Source organism: Rhizobium sp. GW821-FHT14E12, assembly GCF_058803745.1.
In genome coordinates this window covers 42,269-58,815 of record NZ_JBXAPH010000010.1, presented here as the reverse complement: position 1 = coordinate 58,815, position 16,547 = coordinate 42,269, and the positions used below count along the sequence as shown (strand labels likewise).

Annotated in this window: 16 protein-coding genes; 3 read left to right on the top strand and 13 right to left on the bottom strand. The window is 60.7% G+C overall.

The genetic code is table 11. The annotated features are described in order from the left end of the window. Genes AC1RO0_RS27020 through AC1RO0_RS27010 form a run of 3 tightly spaced genes read right to left on the bottom strand, consistent with a single transcriptional unit; the run spans position 1 to position 2,808 of the window. Positions 1–1,287, bottom strand: coding sequence for a TRAP transporter large permease (locus AC1RO0_RS27020; RefSeq protein ID WP_007700472.1), 1,287 nt, complete (start codon positions 1,285–1,287; stop codon positions 1–3). After that, positions 1,284–1,802, bottom strand: coding sequence for a TRAP transporter small permease (locus tag AC1RO0_RS27015; protein ID WP_498595642.1), 519 nt, complete (start codon positions 1,800–1,802; stop codon positions 1,284–1,286). Before AC1RO0_RS27015 ends, AC1RO0_RS27020 begins: the two co-directional genes overlap by 4 nt. Positions 1,803–1,812: 10 nt before the next feature. After that, a complete protein-coding gene (locus tag AC1RO0_RS27010; RefSeq protein ID WP_498595641.1) occupies positions 1,813–2,808 on the bottom strand; it encodes a TRAP transporter substrate-binding protein in 996 nt (331 codons plus the stop codon). A gap of 234 nt (positions 2,809–3,042) precedes the next feature. Here AC1RO0_RS27010 and AC1RO0_RS27005 point away from each other — a divergent pair, with 234 nt between their 5' ends. Both AC1RO0_RS27005 and AC1RO0_RS27000 read left to right on the top strand, forming a co-directional pair. Further along, complete coding sequence (locus AC1RO0_RS27005; protein ID WP_498595640.1) at positions 3,043–3,939, top strand: LysR family transcriptional regulator; 897 nt, start codon at positions 3,043–3,045, stop codon at positions 3,937–3,939. A gap of 162 nt (positions 3,940–4,101) precedes the next feature. Next, complete coding sequence (locus AC1RO0_RS27000; protein WP_498595639.1) at positions 4,102–5,121, top strand: LacI family DNA-binding transcriptional regulator; 1,020 nt, start codon at positions 4,102–4,104, stop codon at positions 5,119–5,121. A gap of 29 nt (positions 5,122–5,150) precedes the next feature. Here the strand turns inward: AC1RO0_RS27000 and AC1RO0_RS26995 are convergent, their stop codons facing one another. The 10 genes from AC1RO0_RS26995 to AC1RO0_RS26950 form a co-directional block, all read right to left on the bottom strand. Then, positions 5,151–6,161, bottom strand: a complete 1,011-nt coding sequence (locus AC1RO0_RS26995) for a zinc-dependent alcohol dehydrogenase family protein (RefSeq protein WP_498595638.1) — start codon at positions 6,159–6,161, stop codon at positions 5,151–5,153. A 42-nt stretch (positions 6,162–6,203) separates the two neighbouring features. Beyond that, positions 6,204–6,992 carry an L-iditol 2-dehydrogenase gene (locus AC1RO0_RS26990; protein WP_498595637.1) on the bottom strand — a complete coding sequence of 263 codons (789 nt, stop codon included), beginning with the start codon at positions 6,990–6,992 and terminating at the stop codon, positions 6,204–6,206. Positions 6,993–7,124: 132 nt separating this feature from the next. After that, positions 7,125–8,183 carry a carbohydrate kinase family protein gene (locus tag AC1RO0_RS26985; protein ID WP_498595636.1) on the bottom strand — a complete coding sequence of 353 codons (1,059 nt, stop codon included), beginning with the start codon at positions 8,181–8,183 and terminating at the stop codon, positions 7,125–7,127. Then, positions 8,183–8,854, bottom strand: a complete 672-nt coding sequence (locus AC1RO0_RS26980) for a D-lyxose/D-mannose family sugar isomerase (protein WP_498595635.1) — start codon at positions 8,852–8,854, stop codon at positions 8,183–8,185. Before AC1RO0_RS26980 ends, AC1RO0_RS26985 begins: the two co-directional genes overlap by 1 nt. Then, positions 8,854–10,008: a Gfo/Idh/MocA family protein gene (locus tag AC1RO0_RS26975; protein ID WP_498595634.1), complete on the bottom strand. Its 1,155-nt coding sequence runs from the start codon at positions 10,006–10,008 to the stop codon at positions 8,854–8,856. The genes AC1RO0_RS26980 and AC1RO0_RS26975 overlap by 1 nt, the downstream gene beginning before the upstream one ends. Positions 10,009–10,031: 23 nt before the next feature. After that, on the bottom strand, positions 10,032–10,856 hold the full coding sequence (locus AC1RO0_RS26970) for a class I fructose-bisphosphate aldolase (protein WP_498595633.1): 825 nt from the start codon (positions 10,854–10,856) through the stop codon (positions 10,032–10,034). Between the two features lie 205 nt (positions 10,857–11,061). After that, positions 11,062–12,018, bottom strand: coding sequence for a sugar-binding transcriptional regulator (locus AC1RO0_RS26965; RefSeq protein ID WP_498595632.1), 957 nt, complete (start codon positions 12,016–12,018; stop codon positions 11,062–11,064). A gap of 21 nt (positions 12,019–12,039) precedes the next feature. Next, a complete protein-coding gene (locus AC1RO0_RS26960) occupies positions 12,040–13,506 on the bottom strand; it encodes an FGGY family carbohydrate kinase (protein ID WP_498595631.1) in 1,467 nt (488 codons plus the stop codon). 65 nt (positions 13,507–13,571) lie between these two features. Further along, positions 13,572–14,528, bottom strand: coding sequence for a transketolase family protein (locus AC1RO0_RS26955; protein WP_498595630.1), 957 nt, complete (start codon positions 14,526–14,528; stop codon positions 13,572–13,574). Next, positions 14,528–15,337 (bottom strand): transketolase, encoded by an 810-nt coding sequence (locus tag AC1RO0_RS26950; protein WP_498595629.1) that lies wholly within the window; start codon positions 15,335–15,337, stop codon positions 14,528–14,530. Before AC1RO0_RS26950 ends, AC1RO0_RS26955 begins: the two co-directional genes overlap by 1 nt. Positions 15,338–15,560: 223 nt before the next feature. On the opposite strand from AC1RO0_RS26950, the gene AC1RO0_RS26945 reads away from it, so the two are divergent. Further along, positions 15,561–16,541 (top strand): ABC transporter permease, encoded by a 981-nt coding sequence (locus tag AC1RO0_RS26945; protein ID WP_498595628.1) that lies wholly within the window; start codon positions 15,561–15,563, stop codon positions 16,539–16,541. Positions 16,542–16,547: the final 6 nt, after the last annotated feature.

Sequence of the window (16,547 nt, the reverse complement as noted above, 5' to 3'; positions counted from 1 at the left end):
TCAAACTCCAAACAGATGGGGAAGCCACTCGGTCAGTGACGGGAAGGCGACGAGGGCTGCGACGCAGACGACGCTGGCGATCCAATAGGGAACGAGCCACACCGAGACGGACCACATGTCGATCTTTGCGACATTGCAGACCACGAAGATGTTGGTGCCGATCGGCGGCGTGAACAGCCCGATCCCCAAGGTCATCGTGAACACGATCCCGGTCTGGTAGGGCGTAAGCCCGGCGGCGAGCGCGATCGGAACCAGGATCGGGGCGAGGATGATGAGGGCGGGGCCGAGATCCAGCCAGAAACCGACCACCTTCAACAGAACGAGAACCAGAATGATGGTGACGAGCGGTGTCGTGTGCAGGCCCGTGATCCAGGCGGCGGCATTTGCCGGAACCTGTTCGACGGTCAGGATCCATCCGAACGGCGTTGCGAGCGCCATGATCATCATGATCACGCCGGTTGTCGCCACCGCTGCGGACGCTGCGGAATAAAGCGAACGCAACGGCAGTTCGCGATAGACCAGAATGCCGACGAGGAAGGAATAGACGACGGCCAGCGCTGATGCTTCCGTTGCCGTGGCGATGCCGCCGATGATCGATCCGAGAACGAGTGCCGGCATCAGGAGCGCGGGCAGAGCTCCGAGAGCATCTTTTCCGATTTCGCTCCAGCTGGCGGGCGTCTCATTGCGCGGGAAATTATGACGACGAGCAACGACGTAGGAGGTGATCATGAAGGTGGCCGCAATGAAGAGGCCGGGGATCAAGGCGGCGACGAGCAGACCGCCGATCGATGTACCTGTCAGCACACCGTAGAGGATCAGGATGACGCTCTGCGGCCCGATGATGCCGAGGGTCCCCGACGCGGCGGTGACCGCTGCCGCAAATGCCTTGGGATAGCCGCGTTCCGCCATTGCCGGGATCATGATCGATCCGACCGCGCCGGTATCGGCGGTGGCCGATCCGCTGATCCCACCGTAGACCAGAGCCGTGGCGACGTTGACCAATCCGAGACCGCCGGTGATGCGGCCGAAGACGTGTTCGGCGACCCGCATGATGCGGGCGGTCAGGCCGCCGCGGTTCATCAGTTCGCCGGCAAACAGGAATAGCGGAATGGCCGCAAGCGTGATGGCATCCGCGCCACGGACGGTCTGCTGCGCAAACCAGGCAAAGGGCAGGCCGAGATGACCCACATAGATCGTCAAAAGACTGGCGACACCCATGCACCAGGCGATCGGCACGCCAATCAGGAGAAGAAACGAAAAGCTGAGAATGAGAACCGCGATGGTCATAGCGCCCGCTCCTTTTCATGTTTGGAGACAAGCGGCTGGATGACCTTTGGCAGACGCGAAATCGCAATGCAGACCGCGGACAGTCCAAGGATCAGAACCGTCGCGGTTATCACGCCCGTTGGAAGACGCAGCACCGAGGTCGGGACCATCCAGGACCGCTGCCACACGGCCCAGCCGCTGATGAGGAAGGCAACTCCCATCGCGAGCAGAACCAGGGCGGAGATCGTCTCTAATACCGCCCGGAGCCGTGGAGGCGCGCTATGCTTCAAAGCCTCAAACGCGACGTTCTCGCCACGTATCTCCGCATTGATGACGCCGATGAAGGTTATCCAGATAAAGGCGATGCCGGCGACCTCGAACGACCACTCGACCCCACCGAACTCAAAAAAGCGAGCAATGACACCTAGAAGCGTCGAGCCGAACATGACGATGAAGGCAAGCACGCCGACGAATTCAAAAATGCGTTTCAGCCACCCTCGCCCGACGGGCGAGGGTTTCACGAGACTTTGGTTCATTGGATTTACCTCAGTTGGAAGCAGCGGCTTGCTTCACGGCGGAAACCAGATCGGCGCCCCACTCGGTCGAGAACTGGGCGTATACCGGCGCAACCAGCGCGGCGAAGGGCTCCGTGTTGACGGTGGTCACCTTGACGCCCTTGTCCTCGAGCTTTTTCTGGGTATCGGCATATGTCTTCGACAATTCGCCCCGATACCAGACCACGGTGTCGACTGCCGACTTCTTGACCGCCGCCTGCTCCTCAGGGCTCAGGGACTCGAACTTGTCCTTGTTCATATACCACCAATTGGCAGTCCAGATGTAGTTCGATATCGAGAGGTTCTTAGCCACTTCATACCATTTGGAGTCGTAATAGTCGCGCATCTCCGGCTCGACGGCCGCCACCACATGCGACTGCAGGGCGGTATAGACCTGGCCGAAGGGGATCGATTCCGCGAGGGCACCGAGCTGTTTCATCGTTGCGAGGATCACCGGATTGGGAGGTGTGCGGATCTTGACGCCAGCCAGATCGGCCGGCGTTTCGATGGCCTTGTTCGTCGCAAACTGGCGGAACCCGGAATCCAGGACGCCGAGCATCAGATAGCCGCGGTCTTCTCCAAGGTGCTGGACCTTCTGACCTTCATCGCTATCGAGAAACTTGTGTACATTGTCCGCGTCCTTAAAGAGGAACGGCAGCGACAGCACGTTGAGGCGCGGATCGATGGCATCCACCGCGCCGCCGAGGCCGATGTCGATTGCTCCTGCACCCACGCCGTCGGCGATCGGGCCTTCATCGCCCAACTGCGCATTCGGAAATATCTGTACCTTGACCGAGCCCTTCGAGATCTCGCTCACTTCATCCGCGAATTTCTGGACGGCCTGATTGATGAGACTTTCGGGCGCGGAAGCGTGAGCCAGCCTCAAGGTTGTTTCGGCATCCGCCGTGCTGGCCCAGAGACTCGACAGGCAAATAACGCCGCCGGCCATTATTGTGACAAAACGATTGCGTTCCATACGACGAAACATGAATTCCCCTTTACGTTCTTGTTGTGTTGACGCAGCATCAAGATAATCGGCGGAGCGGTGTTGAAAATGACAGATTTGTTATTCTCGCATAAGCGCCGCTGATACATGCCCGCAAGCTCAGGGCTCTCCGCATATGGCAGGCATTGCTACCGCCAGCCCCGGATGGTTACTTGAACAGGATGGGGAAATAGATCTACGGCCTGGGATGAATGCCTGGCGACAGGAGTATGACACATGCGTAACCTCGATAGCGATGCTCTGGCCAGCTTTGTGGCTGTGGCCGAAACCGGAAGCTTCACGGCGGCGGCCGAGAGGCTGGGCCGAACGCAGGCGGCCGTCAGCATGGCCATCGGCAAGTGGGAGGAGCGCCTCGATCTGCGTCTGTTCGACCGCGGCCATCGCCGCGTCACCCTTACGCCGATCGGGGAGAGGCTACTGGGATATGCGCGCCGGATACGCGCGATCGAAGACGAGGCTCTGGCCACTCTGCTCGAGGGCCGGAACGAAAGCCGGGTTCGGCTCGGCATGCCGGACGACTATCTGACGCTGTTCGGCACCGCTTTGATGCAGCGCTTCGTGCCGCAATACCCAAAGGTCAGCCTCGACCTTCAATATGATTTCTCCCACCGTCTTGAATATATGGTCGAAAGCCGCGAGCTGGACATCGCCATCATCACGCAGAATGCCGTGGAGCCGAAGGGGGAGATCATTCGGCTGGAAAAGCAGGTGTGGTGTGCAGCGGCCGATCGCTATCCGGAACGCGAGAACTGCATTCAGCTCGCGCTGTTTCCGGAAGGCTGCCGGGCGCGGCCGCAGGTGCTGTCGGCGCTAGATCGGGAAGACCGCCGGTGGCGCATCGTCTATTCGTCCTCCGACATCGCCGGTATCCAGCTGGCGGTTCATTCCGGAGATTTGTTGACGGTGCTTCCGGAGTCGGCAGTCCCGGCCACTTGGCGAAAGCTCGGACCGGAGGACGGCATGCCGGAGCTTCCGATCTTACGGCTGGCAATGGTTCTGCCGCAGCAACCTCGCCTGCCCGTAAGGCAGCTTGCCACATTCCTGCGTGCCGAATTTCAACGCTCGCTCGTCGAACCCGACGGTGACATCAATGCCGCAATGTTGACGGCGTGATCGATCGCGTTCGCTGCGATCGGTCATAGGCAATCACCATCGGAAAGTTCGGCATGGCGCCGAGATTGCTTGCCATCTTCGCCGTGGGTGTCACATTATAAGTATGAACGTCTGCGGCGCGCCTCATGAATGTTCGGCCACCAGACAGAGAAATGCGAGCAAGTGACGACCAACATCAGACATATCGCCAAGCTTGCAGGAACATCGGTCTCTTCGGTCTCGCGCGTGCTGAACAATAGCGGCTACACCTCGCCCGATCTCAGGGACAGGGTTGAAGCAGCCATTCGAACGCTAAAATATACGCCCAGCAAGGACGCGCGCATGCTGCGCGGCGCGCAGAGCCGGATGATCGGATTGATGCTGCCGTCGATCGACGTGCCTTTCTTCGGTATCCTGGCCCATGCCATCGAACAGGAATTGTTCCAGCGCGGCTATCAGACGCTGATCTGCAGCACGGCGGAAAACATCGACCACGAGGCGCGCTATATTTCCATGCTGCTCGCCCAGCGCGTCGATGGCGTCATCGTGGCCAGCGCCTTCGGCGGAGCCGAGCATTTCGAGGTGCTGCGGGACGCTCGAATTCCGATCATCGCCATCGACCGCGAGCTGAGCGGCATCACCGACGAAGCGGTCATGGCCGATCATGAGGAAGGTGGGTGGCTGATGGCGCGCCACCTGATTGATCTCGGCCACCGGTCGATCGCCATCGTCGGCGCGCCGGCCCATAGCCAGCCTGTCCAGCTTCGCCTCCGGGGTATTTCGGCGGAAATGGCCAGAAACGGGATCACGCCCGCCGCGGTGGCGATGGCCGAGGAACACAGCTTTGCCGCAACCTATCCGCTGGCGCGGGATCTGCTGGCGGCGCGGCCGGAGATCACGGCAATCATCGGCACGAGCGATATCTCAGCGATCGCGGCAATCCACGCCGTCCTGGATCGCGGGTCTTCCGTTCCGCGCGATTATTCGGTGATCGGTTTCGACGATTTGCCGGAGGCAGCCTATGTCTTTCCCCGGCTAACGACGGTCGCGCAGCCGATCCGCGATGTCGGGCTATGGGCGGCACAGAGGCTGGAAGCACTGATCGCGGAACAACAGACAGACCACGAGTCACGCCAGGCCACCGTCGTGAAAGTGCCAGTCACCCTGATCCAGCGCGACTCCACCGGCCCCGTCCGCAGCTAAGCCGGGCCGGATCCATAGCAAGGCTGGAACTAGGGTCGGACAATGACCTTGATTTCGCCCGGCAATGGCGCACCGCCCACTACGCCCGCGACCTCCTCGAGACCGATGGTCTTGGTCACCAGCATATCCAGCTCCAACACCCCGCTCGCGACCATGGCCGCAGCGCGCGAATGAGTGAACGGATTGAGATAGGCGGGCCTGATATCGACTTCGTTGATGAGCAGGTCGAACGGCAGGACTGGCACCTCGACACCCGCGGGTGTCACGCCGAAAAGCACAAAGGTGCCGCCGCGCCGCGCCATTTGCAGGCCGGTCTGCAAGGTTTCGGGAACACCTGCGCACTCGATGACGACATCCGCGCCGCCGTAGGTGACATCTCGAACAGCGGCAATCGCGTCCGAAGCTGTCGGATCGAAGGCATGCGTCGCTCCGAGATGCAACGCGGTCTGGCGTCTTGAGAGCTGCCGCGTGATCAGGATCACCTCGCTCGCCCCCGCCAGGCGGACCAATTGCACCATGAGCAGGCCGATCACGCCCCCGCCCAGGATCGCGACACTGTCGCCCGGACGGATTCCGGCCTTGTCGATGGCATGAAGGCAGCAGGCAAGCGGCTCGCAGAAGGCGCCATGCACAGGATTGAGATCGGCGGGCAGCGTGAAAGCCTGCCGGTGCGGCACCGCCACATACTCGGCAAAACCGCCGTCTCGCGTCACGCCGATTGCGGTCAGCCCCTCGCACAGGTTCGGTCGTCCACGCGTGCAGGCATGACAGCGGCCGCAGGCGATATTGGGGTCGACGGTGACGAGCTCGCCGCCGGCAAAGCCAGTGACATCAGCGCCCACTTCTTCCACGATGCCACTGAATTCATGGCCCATCGTGACCGGGATCGCCGTCGGATACTCCCCCTTGTACATGTGACGATCGGAGCCGCAGATGCCGGCGGCGAGCACACGGACAAGCAGTTCGCCCGGCCCGGCAACCGGTTTCTCGACACTGCGCATGGTCATGGACCCGATCGCTTCCAAACGGACGGCTTTCATTCTTCCCCTCCTCCTCGCTGGTGAACCGACATTGCGGAATGATCAGCTCATGACGTTGCCGCCATCGACATTGTAGCACTGCGCGACGATGTATGCTGCATCCGGCCCGGCCAGGAAGGCAGCCATGGCGGCCTGTTCTTCAGCCATGCCAAATCGTCCGGCTGGAACGGCGGCGGCCACGCGGCGCTTGACGTCGCCCGGCTGCAAACCCTCCCGGCTACCGAGTTTCGCATCGACAACGTCCCACATCGGCGTGTCGACCACGCCGGGAGCGATGGCATTCACGTTGATCCCGTACCGGATCAATTCCAGAGCGCAGCTTTGGGTGATGCTGATGACGGCCGCCTTGGAGGCACAATAGGCCACCGCCGGCCCCTCGCCGCGACGGCCGGCTTGGGACGAGAAATTGATGATGCGTCCGCCCTGGCCGCGCTCCACCATATGCCGGGCAACCGCCTGCGTCATGAAAATCACGCCCTCGACATTGACCTCGAAGACCCTGGCGGTGCGCTCGCGCGATATCTCCAGAATGGATTGCACCTCATAAATGCCGGCTGCATTGACCAGGATATCGATCTGGCCGCCGGCCTCTATCGAGAAGTCCACGGCGGCATCGATGCTGTCCTGGCTGGTAACGTCGAGCGCCACGCCCCAGGCATCGGGGCCGATCGCCTCCGCGACCCCTCGGCATCGTTCGCCATCCAGATCAGCCACGATGACCTTCGCGCCCTCCGCCGCGAAGCGTTCGCAGACTGCCTTGCCGATACCGCTTGCGCCTCCAGTGACCAATGCCACTTTTCCGGAAAGCCTGGTTGTTTGCACAGAGGTCATGGCGTCAACTCCTCGATCACCGTACCGCCACGGATGGCCGATGCGGCCGCTATACTGCATGGTTTCATGTCTACTCTTCCATTTGTGTGGATCATGACCGGAACCGCCTTCTCCCAAGGCGGCCCCGATGGGCTAACCGGATACCGGCGTCGTCTCCTTCGTATCCTCTAGAAGGACCGCCATGTCGGGGATGCCGTCGGTGGCCGTCGCCCCCGCGAGGCAACGGGCGGCCGCGCCATGAGCGACGGCGCATATGCGCTCGACCGGCCAGCCCTCATGCAAACCGTAGAGCACGGCAGCGCAAAAAGCATCGCCGGCACCGACTGTGCTGACGATATCGCTCGGATCGACGGGCCGCGAACGTATGACGACGGGCAACGCGCCGGGCGCAAACCAGAAGCAGATCTCCGGAGCATGGATGACCGCACCTTTGGCGACGCCCGCCGCAAGCAGGCGTTCGCCCGCTGTCAGAAGCTCCGTCTCGATCAGATATCCCTTCGCGTTGCGAACGGTAACGCCCGTCGCTCGGCCCGCTTCCATCTCGTTGATAACAAGGAAATCGCAATATGGCAGAGCGGCGCCAACCTTGGCCGCGAATTCCGGATCTTCGCTCGATACGAAATCGACACAGGTCGTCAGGCCCGCGCCCTGCGCGGCTTCCAGCAGGCGCGACGCTCCCGAACGGCCATCCGCATCAAGCCGGTCGAGACCGGGCAACAGCATCAGATAGCCGAGGTAGAACAGCCTGTAGCCGGCATTCGCAAAGGTCGCCGGGGAGACGAGTGCATCCGTGACCGCATCATTGGCGCCGCCATGATAGAAGAAGGTACGGTTCTGCCCCGTCACATTCATGACATGCGTATGCGCCGTTGCGTGATCGGCAAGCACGGTCAACCCATCGACATCGATACCGGCAGCGACCAGGCGCGACTTGACGATCTCCCCGTCAATATCCGCACCGATGCATCCAGCTGCCGCCAGCTTTCCGGGAAAGCCGAGCGAGGCCAGGTCGGTGACGACATTGGCGGCACCGCCGCCCACGCCTAGATCCTGGTGCAGGATATGGGCGAGATTACCCTGTTCGGGCCAATAGGACAGGGTATGGACGCGGTCGACAATGAAATTGCCCGCGCAAACGATACCGCCCGTCTTCTGCTTTTCGCTGCCGCGACCCTCCTCCCCGGTCCGCATCAGCAGCCTGCCTCATTCCAGAGGGGCCTGAGCGGCGGCTCGTCTTCCTCGATCGCGGCAAACCGCCCGATCGGCTCCAGAAAGAAGTTATCGCTATTGTCGTCGTTGACCTGGCTGACCTCGCCGACGAAAACCGGGCCACCACTTTTCCGACCGTAGAAGCGATGGTAAAGCCCGGTGCGGATCGTCACGCTCTGGCCGGGGGACAGAACCAGCGGTTCCCATACGGCGAGCTTGCGCGGCAGCCCATCCACCGGAACGGTCACATCATCCTTCGTTACATTGCCATCCGCGTCGGTCGCGGCGAATTCGATGACAAGATCACCGCCGGCGCGATTGATGATGTCTTCCATCTTTGCCGCGTGGCGATGCGTCGGCGTGACCTGACCTTCCTCGACGAAGAGCAGCTTTTCGGCATAGGTGCGCTCACCCTCAACGCCGATGATGCCGTTGCGCAGGCAGAACAGCACGAGGCCACATTCGGCGAACCGGCCCGAGCCGAAATCGGTAACGTCCCAGCCTAGCTGATGGGTACGCAGATAGCTTGCCGCCTGCGGATGGGCGGCAAAATCCGCCGCTGTCCAGTATCCCCAGTCCGGCAGCGACCAATGCCAGCGTTTAAGGGTTTCGCTCGCCCGTTGAAGGGCCGCATTGATTTCGGAGCGCTTCATCAGACCGTCGCTCCGTCATACTCAACCGGCACCACGATATCCTCACGCCCGGATTTGAGCGCCGCCGTCAGCACAGCATGATGCGCCTGTGCCTCGGCCGGTGTCGCGCAGCCGAAACCATTTGCATTTCCGCCGGCCAGCTCATCGACGAAGGCAGCCCACATCTGCTGGATGGCATCGGCGAAGCCGAACTCAAAAATCTTGCCGGTGATGGCCGGGAACAGCGAGCCATAGCCGAGATCCTCGGTGCTCCATGCCTGCGTGCCGCCGGTATAGTCCATCCACTGCCATTGGCGCGGCGACTTGGTGCTGAAGAAGGCGCTCTTCTTCATGCCGAGAATGCGAATGTACCAGGTGTTGGATTCACCGGGCGCGATGCGCCAGGTTTTCAGCACCATCGGAAAATCCTGATCCGCCGTGCGTACCCGGCTGCTGATCGTGGCATTATCCCAGGTGGTGCAGGGCAGCATGCCGCCCTTGCCATCGGGACGCTCGGTGACCTTCTTGACCAGTTGCGTGTGCAGGGTGGTCGGGCGCCAGCCGAGGCGCAGCGGCACATGCAGGACATGCATGCCGAGATCGCCCATGCAGCCATAGTCGCCGTTGATATCGGCCATACGCTTCCAGTTGATCGGCTTTTGCCGGTCGATATCCGAGGAATGCAGGAAACCGGCCTCGACCTCGAGAATATCCCCCATCTCGCCGCTCTCGGCGAGTGCGATGACCTTCTGCGCACCGGGGAAGAACGGCATTTCCGACGAGCAACGGACCAGAAGTTCGGGATGCTCGGCAAGAACCGCCATGATCTCGCGGTTCTGGGCAGCGTCCATGCCGAAAGGCTTCTCGCCGAGCAGATGCTTTCCGGCCTTCAGAATGTCGATATAGAGTTGCTGATGCAGCACATGCGGCACGGCGCAATAGATCGCGTCGATCTCGGGATTGGCCAGAAGCTCCTTATAGTCGGCGGTAAACTGTCGGACCGTCGGCACATGATCCCTGAACCAGTCGAGCAGCGTCGAATTGGTGTCGCAGACGGCGGCGATCTCCGGGCGCGCCTTCACATCGGCCAGATGCAGCCAGCGCGCCGCCGCACTTGCGAATTCGCGCCCCATCAGGCCGCAGCCGATAACACCAAAACGGAATATTTTCGTCATGACATTTCCTCCCCAGGAGCCCGTCAGGCGAGATGCAGCGAGGCTTGCTCGACAGATGCGTTTTCATGGACGATCGCCATCAGGGCGCGCGTCATGCCGCCGGGATTGTTGTGCTGAATGACGTTACGGCCATAGACGATGCCGCGTGCGCCCTGCTCCATCAACTGCTTGGTGCGGCGAAGGATTTCCTGATCCGAAACGCGGCCGCCGCCGCGCACCAAGACCGGAAGGCCCTGCGCGATCTCGACGACACGGTGATACTCCTCGACATTGTCGCACGGGTCGGCCTTGATGATATCGGCACCGAGTTCGGCTGCCTGACGCACCAGCGGCAGGATCTTGTCGATCGCGCCATCGACCATGTAGGCGCCCTTGGAATTGTCCTGCATGACCAGCGGCTCGACCATCAACGGCATGCCGTAGATCTCGCATTCACGCTTGAGGCTGTTCACGTTGCGCACGCAGGCCCGATAGACCTCTGGCTGGTTCGGCAGCATCAAGAGATTGACGACGACGCAGGCAGCATCCAGCGCCACGCCCTGCTCCACCGCCCTGTCGATCATTTCGGAAAACAGCGCCGACGGCAACGGATTGCCGTAGATATTGGCGATATCGGTGCGCAACACCAGTGCCGGACGCTGCTTGCCGGGAATGGCCTGCAGAAGCGGCGCCGTGCCCGGCGGAAGCTGGATGGCATCAGGTGCTGCATCCGCAATCACCTTGATAGCCGTCTTCATGTCCTCGATGCCGGCCAGAAAAGTCCGCTCATTGAACATGCCGTGATCGATGGCGACGTCGAAGCAATTTCCGGACACACCAAAAAGGCGGTTGAGCCGCGCGGATTTCATGAAGTTCCTCCCAATATGGTAACGTTTCCACATCGATACTAAGCGACGAGTACGGCGAGTCAAGGTGAATGTGGTATCGTTTCCACATTCGTCCATCTCGAAGTCTGAACCTATTGGCGCTCGATTACAAAAGCTGTCGGATTGAGGGATTTGACGGCCCTGACGCGAGAGCGTGGCTCAGTTCAAAGGATAATGGCGACCCGTGCTAATCCAAATCGATGAGACGCTGAGCTGTAAACTTGTCCGTCACCAGCGTATCGATGACGCCGACGCGCAGCGCTCCCGCGATTGCGGCGGTCTTCTTTTCTCCGCCCGCGAGCGCGACGACACGATCGACCTTCGCAAGCTCCTCCAGTGAAATCCCGATGACGCGTTCGTCGAGCGGCGTTTTCACCGTATTGCCCTTCAGATCGAAGAACCGGAGCGAGATATCGCCGACCGCGCCGGCCTCCGCCAGGTCGGCCAGCTCGCGCGACGAAAAGATGTTGCCGGAGCGCGCCAGTAGCTCGGATGGCTCGACGGCGCCGATCCCGACGATGGCGAGGCTGATCGCGCCGAAGAAATCGATGGTCTCGCGAACGAACGGATCGGCCATCATCAGAAGCTTTGCTTCCCGTGAGCTCGTGACGCCCTGTACGGTCAATAGCTTCGGTTCTCCGCCCGTCAACCGGGCCAATCTCGTCGTCAGCTGCGTTGCATGGGTTTGAACAGATGGGTCGCCCATCCCTCCGAGCGTCTGCACAATGTATTTCGCCTGCGCGCTTTTCTGAGGATGAATGTTTTCCACCATCTTGAAGATGGTCTGGCTCCAGCTCGAGACGCCGATGATCTCGCCCTGTGTCAGCGTCACTTCCAGAAGATGTGCCGCAGCTTCCCCGATCCGCTCCATGATCGCGCCGTCGCGATCCTCCGAACACTCCACAACGATGGCCTCAGGAAGATTGAAGCGTTCGCGAAGAGCACCTTCCATGTCGGCATAGGTGCCGGCAGGCGGGATGACTGTGGTTCGAACGATATCTTCGGCTTCCGCACGCTTGAGCATGCGCGAGACGGTTGCCTGCGACAGTCGCAGATGCTGAGCAATGTCCGCCTGCCGTTTATGCTCGATATGGTACATCTGTGCTACGCGGGAAATCAGCCGAAGTTCGTTGATGCGTCCCATATTTTCCCCAGCCGTGAATTTTTATTCACCATTAGCGGGCGGCGGGCCGAACGTCGAGCGGGCAATGGCATCGCTCCACGTATTAAGTTTCTCCGGCGAAATATTTGGCTGCGGTCCTATGAGCGTATTGCTGCGCGGCAAACGCGCGATAGTGTCCAGATCCGGCCACATGCCGAGCGACAGACCGGCCAAATAAGCCGCCCCCAAGGCCGACGCCTCCGGGGCTTCGCATTGAATGACTGAATGCTGCAACAGGTCCGCAACACATTGCATCAGAAACGTATTCTTGCTGGGGCCGCCATCGACATAGAGCGCACCGATCGTCCCGCCATTTTGGCTTTGCATCGCCGCAAAGACATCGTGAACCTGAAAGGCGATCGAGTCCGTCACGGCCCTGGCCATCTGCGCGCGTGTCGTGTTGAAGCCGATCTGAGAGAACAAGGCGCGGGCGTCCGAATTCCAGTAAGGTGCGCCAAGACCGACGAAGGCCGGCACGAAGCCGGGGCCACCAGGTTCTGCCGTCGATGCCAGTTCGATCAATGCGGCAACATCCGGCAGTCCAAGTACATCCGTCATCCATGGCAGGCTGGCGGCCGAGACAAGGATGTTTCCCTCAAAGGCAAAGGTCGGTTGTCCGGCAATGCGCCAGGCGACCGTGGTGGTGATGCCATTGCTCGGAGCGATGAAGTGCGGCAGCGTGGTCATGACGGACGAGCCGGTTCCGAACGTCACCTTTCCATCACCGGCCTTATAGGCTCCATGTCCGAAAAGCGCGGCGTGGCTGTCGCCGATTACCGCACGGATCGGTGTGCCATCGCGCACGCCAGGCACATTCGCGGTCGTTCCGAAATCTCCGGAACTATCCAGCACCTCCGGCAATACCTGTTTGGCGACGCCGAACAAGCCGCAAAGCTCGTCGCTCCATTGCTGAGACTTCAGATCGAAGAGCTGGCTTCGCGCCGCATTGGAGGCATCGCATACATGCCGCTTGCCGCCGGACAGGCGGTGGATCAGCCAGCTATCCACCGTGCCGATCCGCACCGGACGACCCGCCGGGGCACGATCGAGCAACCAGTGCACCTTCGATCCCGGAAACATAGGGTCGATGGGAAGACCGGTGATCTGCTCGACTAGATGCGAATGACCGCGCTCGATCAACCTTGCACAGTCTTGCGCCGTCCGGCGGCACTGCCAGCTGACGACGGGGCCGAGAGCCTCTCCGGTTTCACCATCCCAGATCGTCACCGACTCCCGCTGATTGGAAACCGCCACGGCTTCGATCGTGACCTGCGGTGCCGCTTCGATGCAGAGGCGCACGGCCTCGCAGACGGACTGCCAGATCCGGTTGGGATCCTGCTCGACCCAGCCGGATTGAGGATAAGAGATGCCGACCGGAGCCGCGCCACGCGAGATCAGCTCGCCTGTCTCCGATACCAAAATGGCCTTGGAGTTGGTGGTGCCCTGATCGATTGCCAGGATGGCGCGCATGAAAGTCTTCTCCACATCAATATCGGCGCATGAGCGCTGCTTCGAGAGCCGCTAGAAGCGCTTGCTCACTTCCGCTTCAACAGGGCAAGCGTTGCCTCTGCAATGGCACTCGGAGCCATACCAAACTCATCCAGCAGAAATTCGGCAGAGCCGGTCGGCGCATAGATGCCCGGGACACCCAGACGCTTCATCGGCACCGGCGCATTGTCGACCACGACCTCGGCAACGGCCGAACCGAGACCACCGTAGATCGAATGCTCTTCAGCGGTCACGATCGCACCGGTTTCCCTAGCGGCGGCGATGATGGCGTCTTCATCGATGGGGCGCACCGTTGCCATATTGAGCACGCGCGCGTCGACACCCTGCCTTGCCAATATGTCTGCCGCTTTCAACATGCGATGCGTCAATGTTCCATTGGCGATCAGCGTCACGTCCCCACCCTCCCGAAGAAGGTTCGCACGTCCGGGCACGAACTTGTGGCCCTCCGGAAGCAGATCCGGCACGCCGACACGGGACAGACGAAGGAAGCAGGGGCCGGCATAGCTTGCGGCCCATTCGATCGCCGCGGCTGTCTCGATCCGATCGCATGGTGCAATAACGGGCAAATTCGGCAAAACGCGGGTCCAGGCAAAATCCTCGATGGAATGATGCGTGGGGCCGAGCTCACCGTAAGCCATGCCTGACGAAATCCCGATCAGTTTGACGTTGGCATTCGAATAGGAAATGTCGGCCTTGATCTGTTCCAGGGCGCGGCCGGTCAGGAAGCAGGATGCGGCGCAGACGAAGGGGATGCGCCCGCCATTGGCAAGTCCCGCAGCGACGCCGACCATATTCTGCTCGGCGATCCCCACATTGATCAAGCGATCCGGAAACTTCGACTTGAAGCCGCCAAGCTTCGAGGAACCGACCGAGTCATTGCAGACGGCGACGATCGTCTGATCGGCCGATGCCATCGCTTCCAGCGTCGCGGCAAACGCATCGCGGCAGTCATGCAAAGCGGTAGTTGAGATGGGTGCGTCCATTAAAGTGCCTCCGACAGTTCTGCGACTGCGAGTTCGTACTGTTCCTTGTTTGGCACCTTATGATGCCAGTCGACCCGATCCTGCATGAACGAGATGCCGTGACCCTTGTTGGTGTGGGCGACGATGCAATGCGGACGGGCGCCCCGATGCTGAAGCGCCGGAACGATCTCCGCCATTTCATTGCCGTTGATCTCGGTGACCTCCCAGCCGAATGCTTCAAGCTTCGGCCGCAATGGCGCAACATTGTTGGTGTCGGCAAGGGCAGCACCCTGCTGGAACCGATTGTGGTCGATGATCAGCGTCAGATTATCCAGCCCGAACTGGGACGCCGCCATGATCGCTTCCCAGTTCGACCCTTCCTGCATCTCGCCATCGCCGGTCATCACATAGGTGTGGTAGCCTGCGGAGCTAAGCTTGCCAGCCTTTGCGATACCGATGGCGACCGGAAGGCCATGTCCAAGCGGACCGGTATTGGTCTCGACACCGGGAACCTTGTTGCAATTCGGGTGTCCGTTAAGACGCGAGTGCGGCTGCAGGAAGGTCGAGATCTCGTCCTCGGGAAAGAAACCGCGCTTCGCCAGGGTGATGTAGAGGGCGCATGCGGTGTGTCCCTTCGAGAGAACGAACCGGTCCCGCTCAGGATGCTTTGCGTTATCAGGATGGATCTTCAGCACATGGAAATAGAGCGCGGTGAGGATATCGATCGCCGACATCTCCCCGCCAATATGACCCGCGCCCGCCGCATATACCGCTTCCAGATCGCGCAGACGTATCTGACGCGCGATGCGCTCAAGTTCCTTCCACTGCATGACGCTTCCTTTGTGCATAAATATTCACTACCACATATTTTTGCATAAACTGCGTTCTAGTCAAGCCAATTTCTGAATATGACCCTGCGCGACCTCGAGCACTGGCGCCTACAGGCCTATTGACACGATCAAAAAGAGGCGGTAGTGCATTTTTCAACACTTGTGAATAATTATTCTATTGTGAGGATTAAACCTTGCAATCAGTGAATGGGTGGGAGGAACAATGTCCGCACTCGGTGTTCAAGAGCCGGCTCAACAGTCCAGGAATTCGCTGGCATGGCTCGGCGGAGCGACAGGTCCCCTGATTGGACTGCTGGTGCTCTGCGCATTCTTAAGCGTTGCGACCGATACGTTTCTTTCGACGCGGAACGCATTGAACATTCTCGACCAGATTACCGTCCTCGGCATCATGTCCGTCGGAATGACCTTCGTCATTCTCATCGGCGGCATCGATCTGTCGGTTGGGTCGGTGCTCGCTTTGTCGATGATGATCATGGGATGGGTTGCAAACGTCGCCGGACTGCCGATGGCGGTCGCCGTTCCGCTGGCGCTTCTTGCCTCGGCACTTAGCGGCCTGATTGTCGGCGTGATGGTGACGAGTTTCCGCGTTCCAGCCTTCATTGCAACGCTGGCGATGATGTCGGTCGCGCGTGGCGTCGCCAATATGATCACCGACGGGCAGCAGATCGTCGGCTTTCCGGATTGGTTCACGATGTTGGCGATCGACCGGCATTTCGGCGTGATGACGGCCACCGTCTTCGTGATGCTGGCCATCGTCCTCGTTGCCTGGCTTTTCCTGCAGTTCCGCTCGGAAGGCCGCATGCTCTACGCCGTCGGCGGAAGCCCGGAGGTCGCCCGCCTCGCCGGCATCAATGTGGCGCTCGTGACGATCGGCGTTTACGTCGTTTGCGCAATACTTGCCGGCCTGGCGGGGATTGTCCTTGCCGCTCGCCTCGATGCCGTCCAGCCCTCCAGCGGCTTCGGCTATGAGCTCGACACCATCGCGGCAGTCGTCATCGGAGGCACCTCGCTTTCGGGTGGGGCCGGCGGTATCGGCGGCACCCTGATCGGTGTGCTCATCATCGGCGTGCTGCGCAACGGTCTCAATTTGCTGAATGTCTCTCCCTTCCTGCAGCAGGTCATTATCGGCGTGGTCATCGTGCTCGCCGTCGGCGCTGAAACGCTCCGCCGCAAGAAGAGATGATGTGAG

What these genes read in the sequence shown, in the direction of transcription:
- AC1RO0_RS27020 (WP_007700472.1), bottom strand. Translation starts at nt 1,287, where the DNA reads ATGACCATCGCGGTTCTCATTCTCAGCTTTTCGTTTCTTCTCCTGATT.
- AC1RO0_RS27015 (WP_498595642.1), bottom strand. Translation starts at nt 1,802, where the DNA reads ATGAACCAAAGTCTCGTGAAACCCTCGCCCGTCGGGCGAGGGTGGCTG.
- AC1RO0_RS27010 (WP_498595641.1), bottom strand. Translation starts at nt 2,808, where the DNA reads ATGTTTCGTCGTATGGAACGCAATCGTTTTGTCACAATAATGGCCGGC.
- AC1RO0_RS27005 (WP_498595640.1), top strand. Translation starts at nt 3,043, where the DNA reads ATGCGTAACCTCGATAGCGATGCTCTGGCCAGCTTTGTGGCTGTGGCC.
- AC1RO0_RS26995 (WP_498595638.1), bottom strand. Translation starts at nt 6,161, where the DNA reads ATGAAAGCCGTCCGTTTGGAAGCGATCGGGTCCATGACCATGCGCAGT.
- AC1RO0_RS26990 (WP_498595637.1), bottom strand. Translation starts at nt 6,992, where the DNA reads ATGACCTCTGTGCAAACAACCAGGCTTTCCGGAAAAGTGGCATTGGTC.
- AC1RO0_RS26985 (WP_498595636.1), bottom strand. Translation starts at nt 8,183, where the DNA reads ATGCGGACCGGGGAGGAGGGTCGCGGCAGCGAAAAGCAGAAGACGGGC.
- AC1RO0_RS26980 (WP_498595635.1), bottom strand. Translation starts at nt 8,854, where the DNA reads ATGAAGCGCTCCGAAATCAATGCGGCCCTTCAACGGGCGAGCGAAACC.
- AC1RO0_RS26975 (WP_498595634.1), bottom strand. Translation starts at nt 10,008, where the DNA reads ATGACGAAAATATTCCGTTTTGGTGTTATCGGCTGCGGCCTGATGGGG.
- AC1RO0_RS26970 (WP_498595633.1), bottom strand. Translation starts at nt 10,856, where the DNA reads ATGAAATCCGCGCGGCTCAACCGCCTTTTTGGTGTGTCCGGAAATTGC.
- AC1RO0_RS26965 (WP_498595632.1), bottom strand. Translation starts at nt 12,018, where the DNA reads ATGGGACGCATCAACGAACTTCGGCTGATTTCCCGCGTAGCACAGATG.
- AC1RO0_RS26960 (WP_498595631.1), bottom strand. Translation starts at nt 13,506, where the DNA reads ATGCGCGCCATCCTGGCAATCGATCAGGGCACCACCAACTCCAAGGCC.
- AC1RO0_RS26955 (WP_498595630.1), bottom strand. Translation starts at nt 14,528, where the DNA reads ATGGACGCACCCATCTCAACTACCGCTTTGCATGACTGCCGCGATGCG.
- AC1RO0_RS26950 (WP_498595629.1), bottom strand. Translation starts at nt 15,337, where the DNA reads ATGCAGTGGAAGGAACTTGAGCGCATCGCGCGTCAGATACGTCTGCGC.
- AC1RO0_RS26945 (WP_498595628.1), top strand. Translation starts at nt 15,561, where the DNA reads ATGTCCGCACTCGGTGTTCAAGAGCCGGCTCAACAGTCCAGGAATTCG.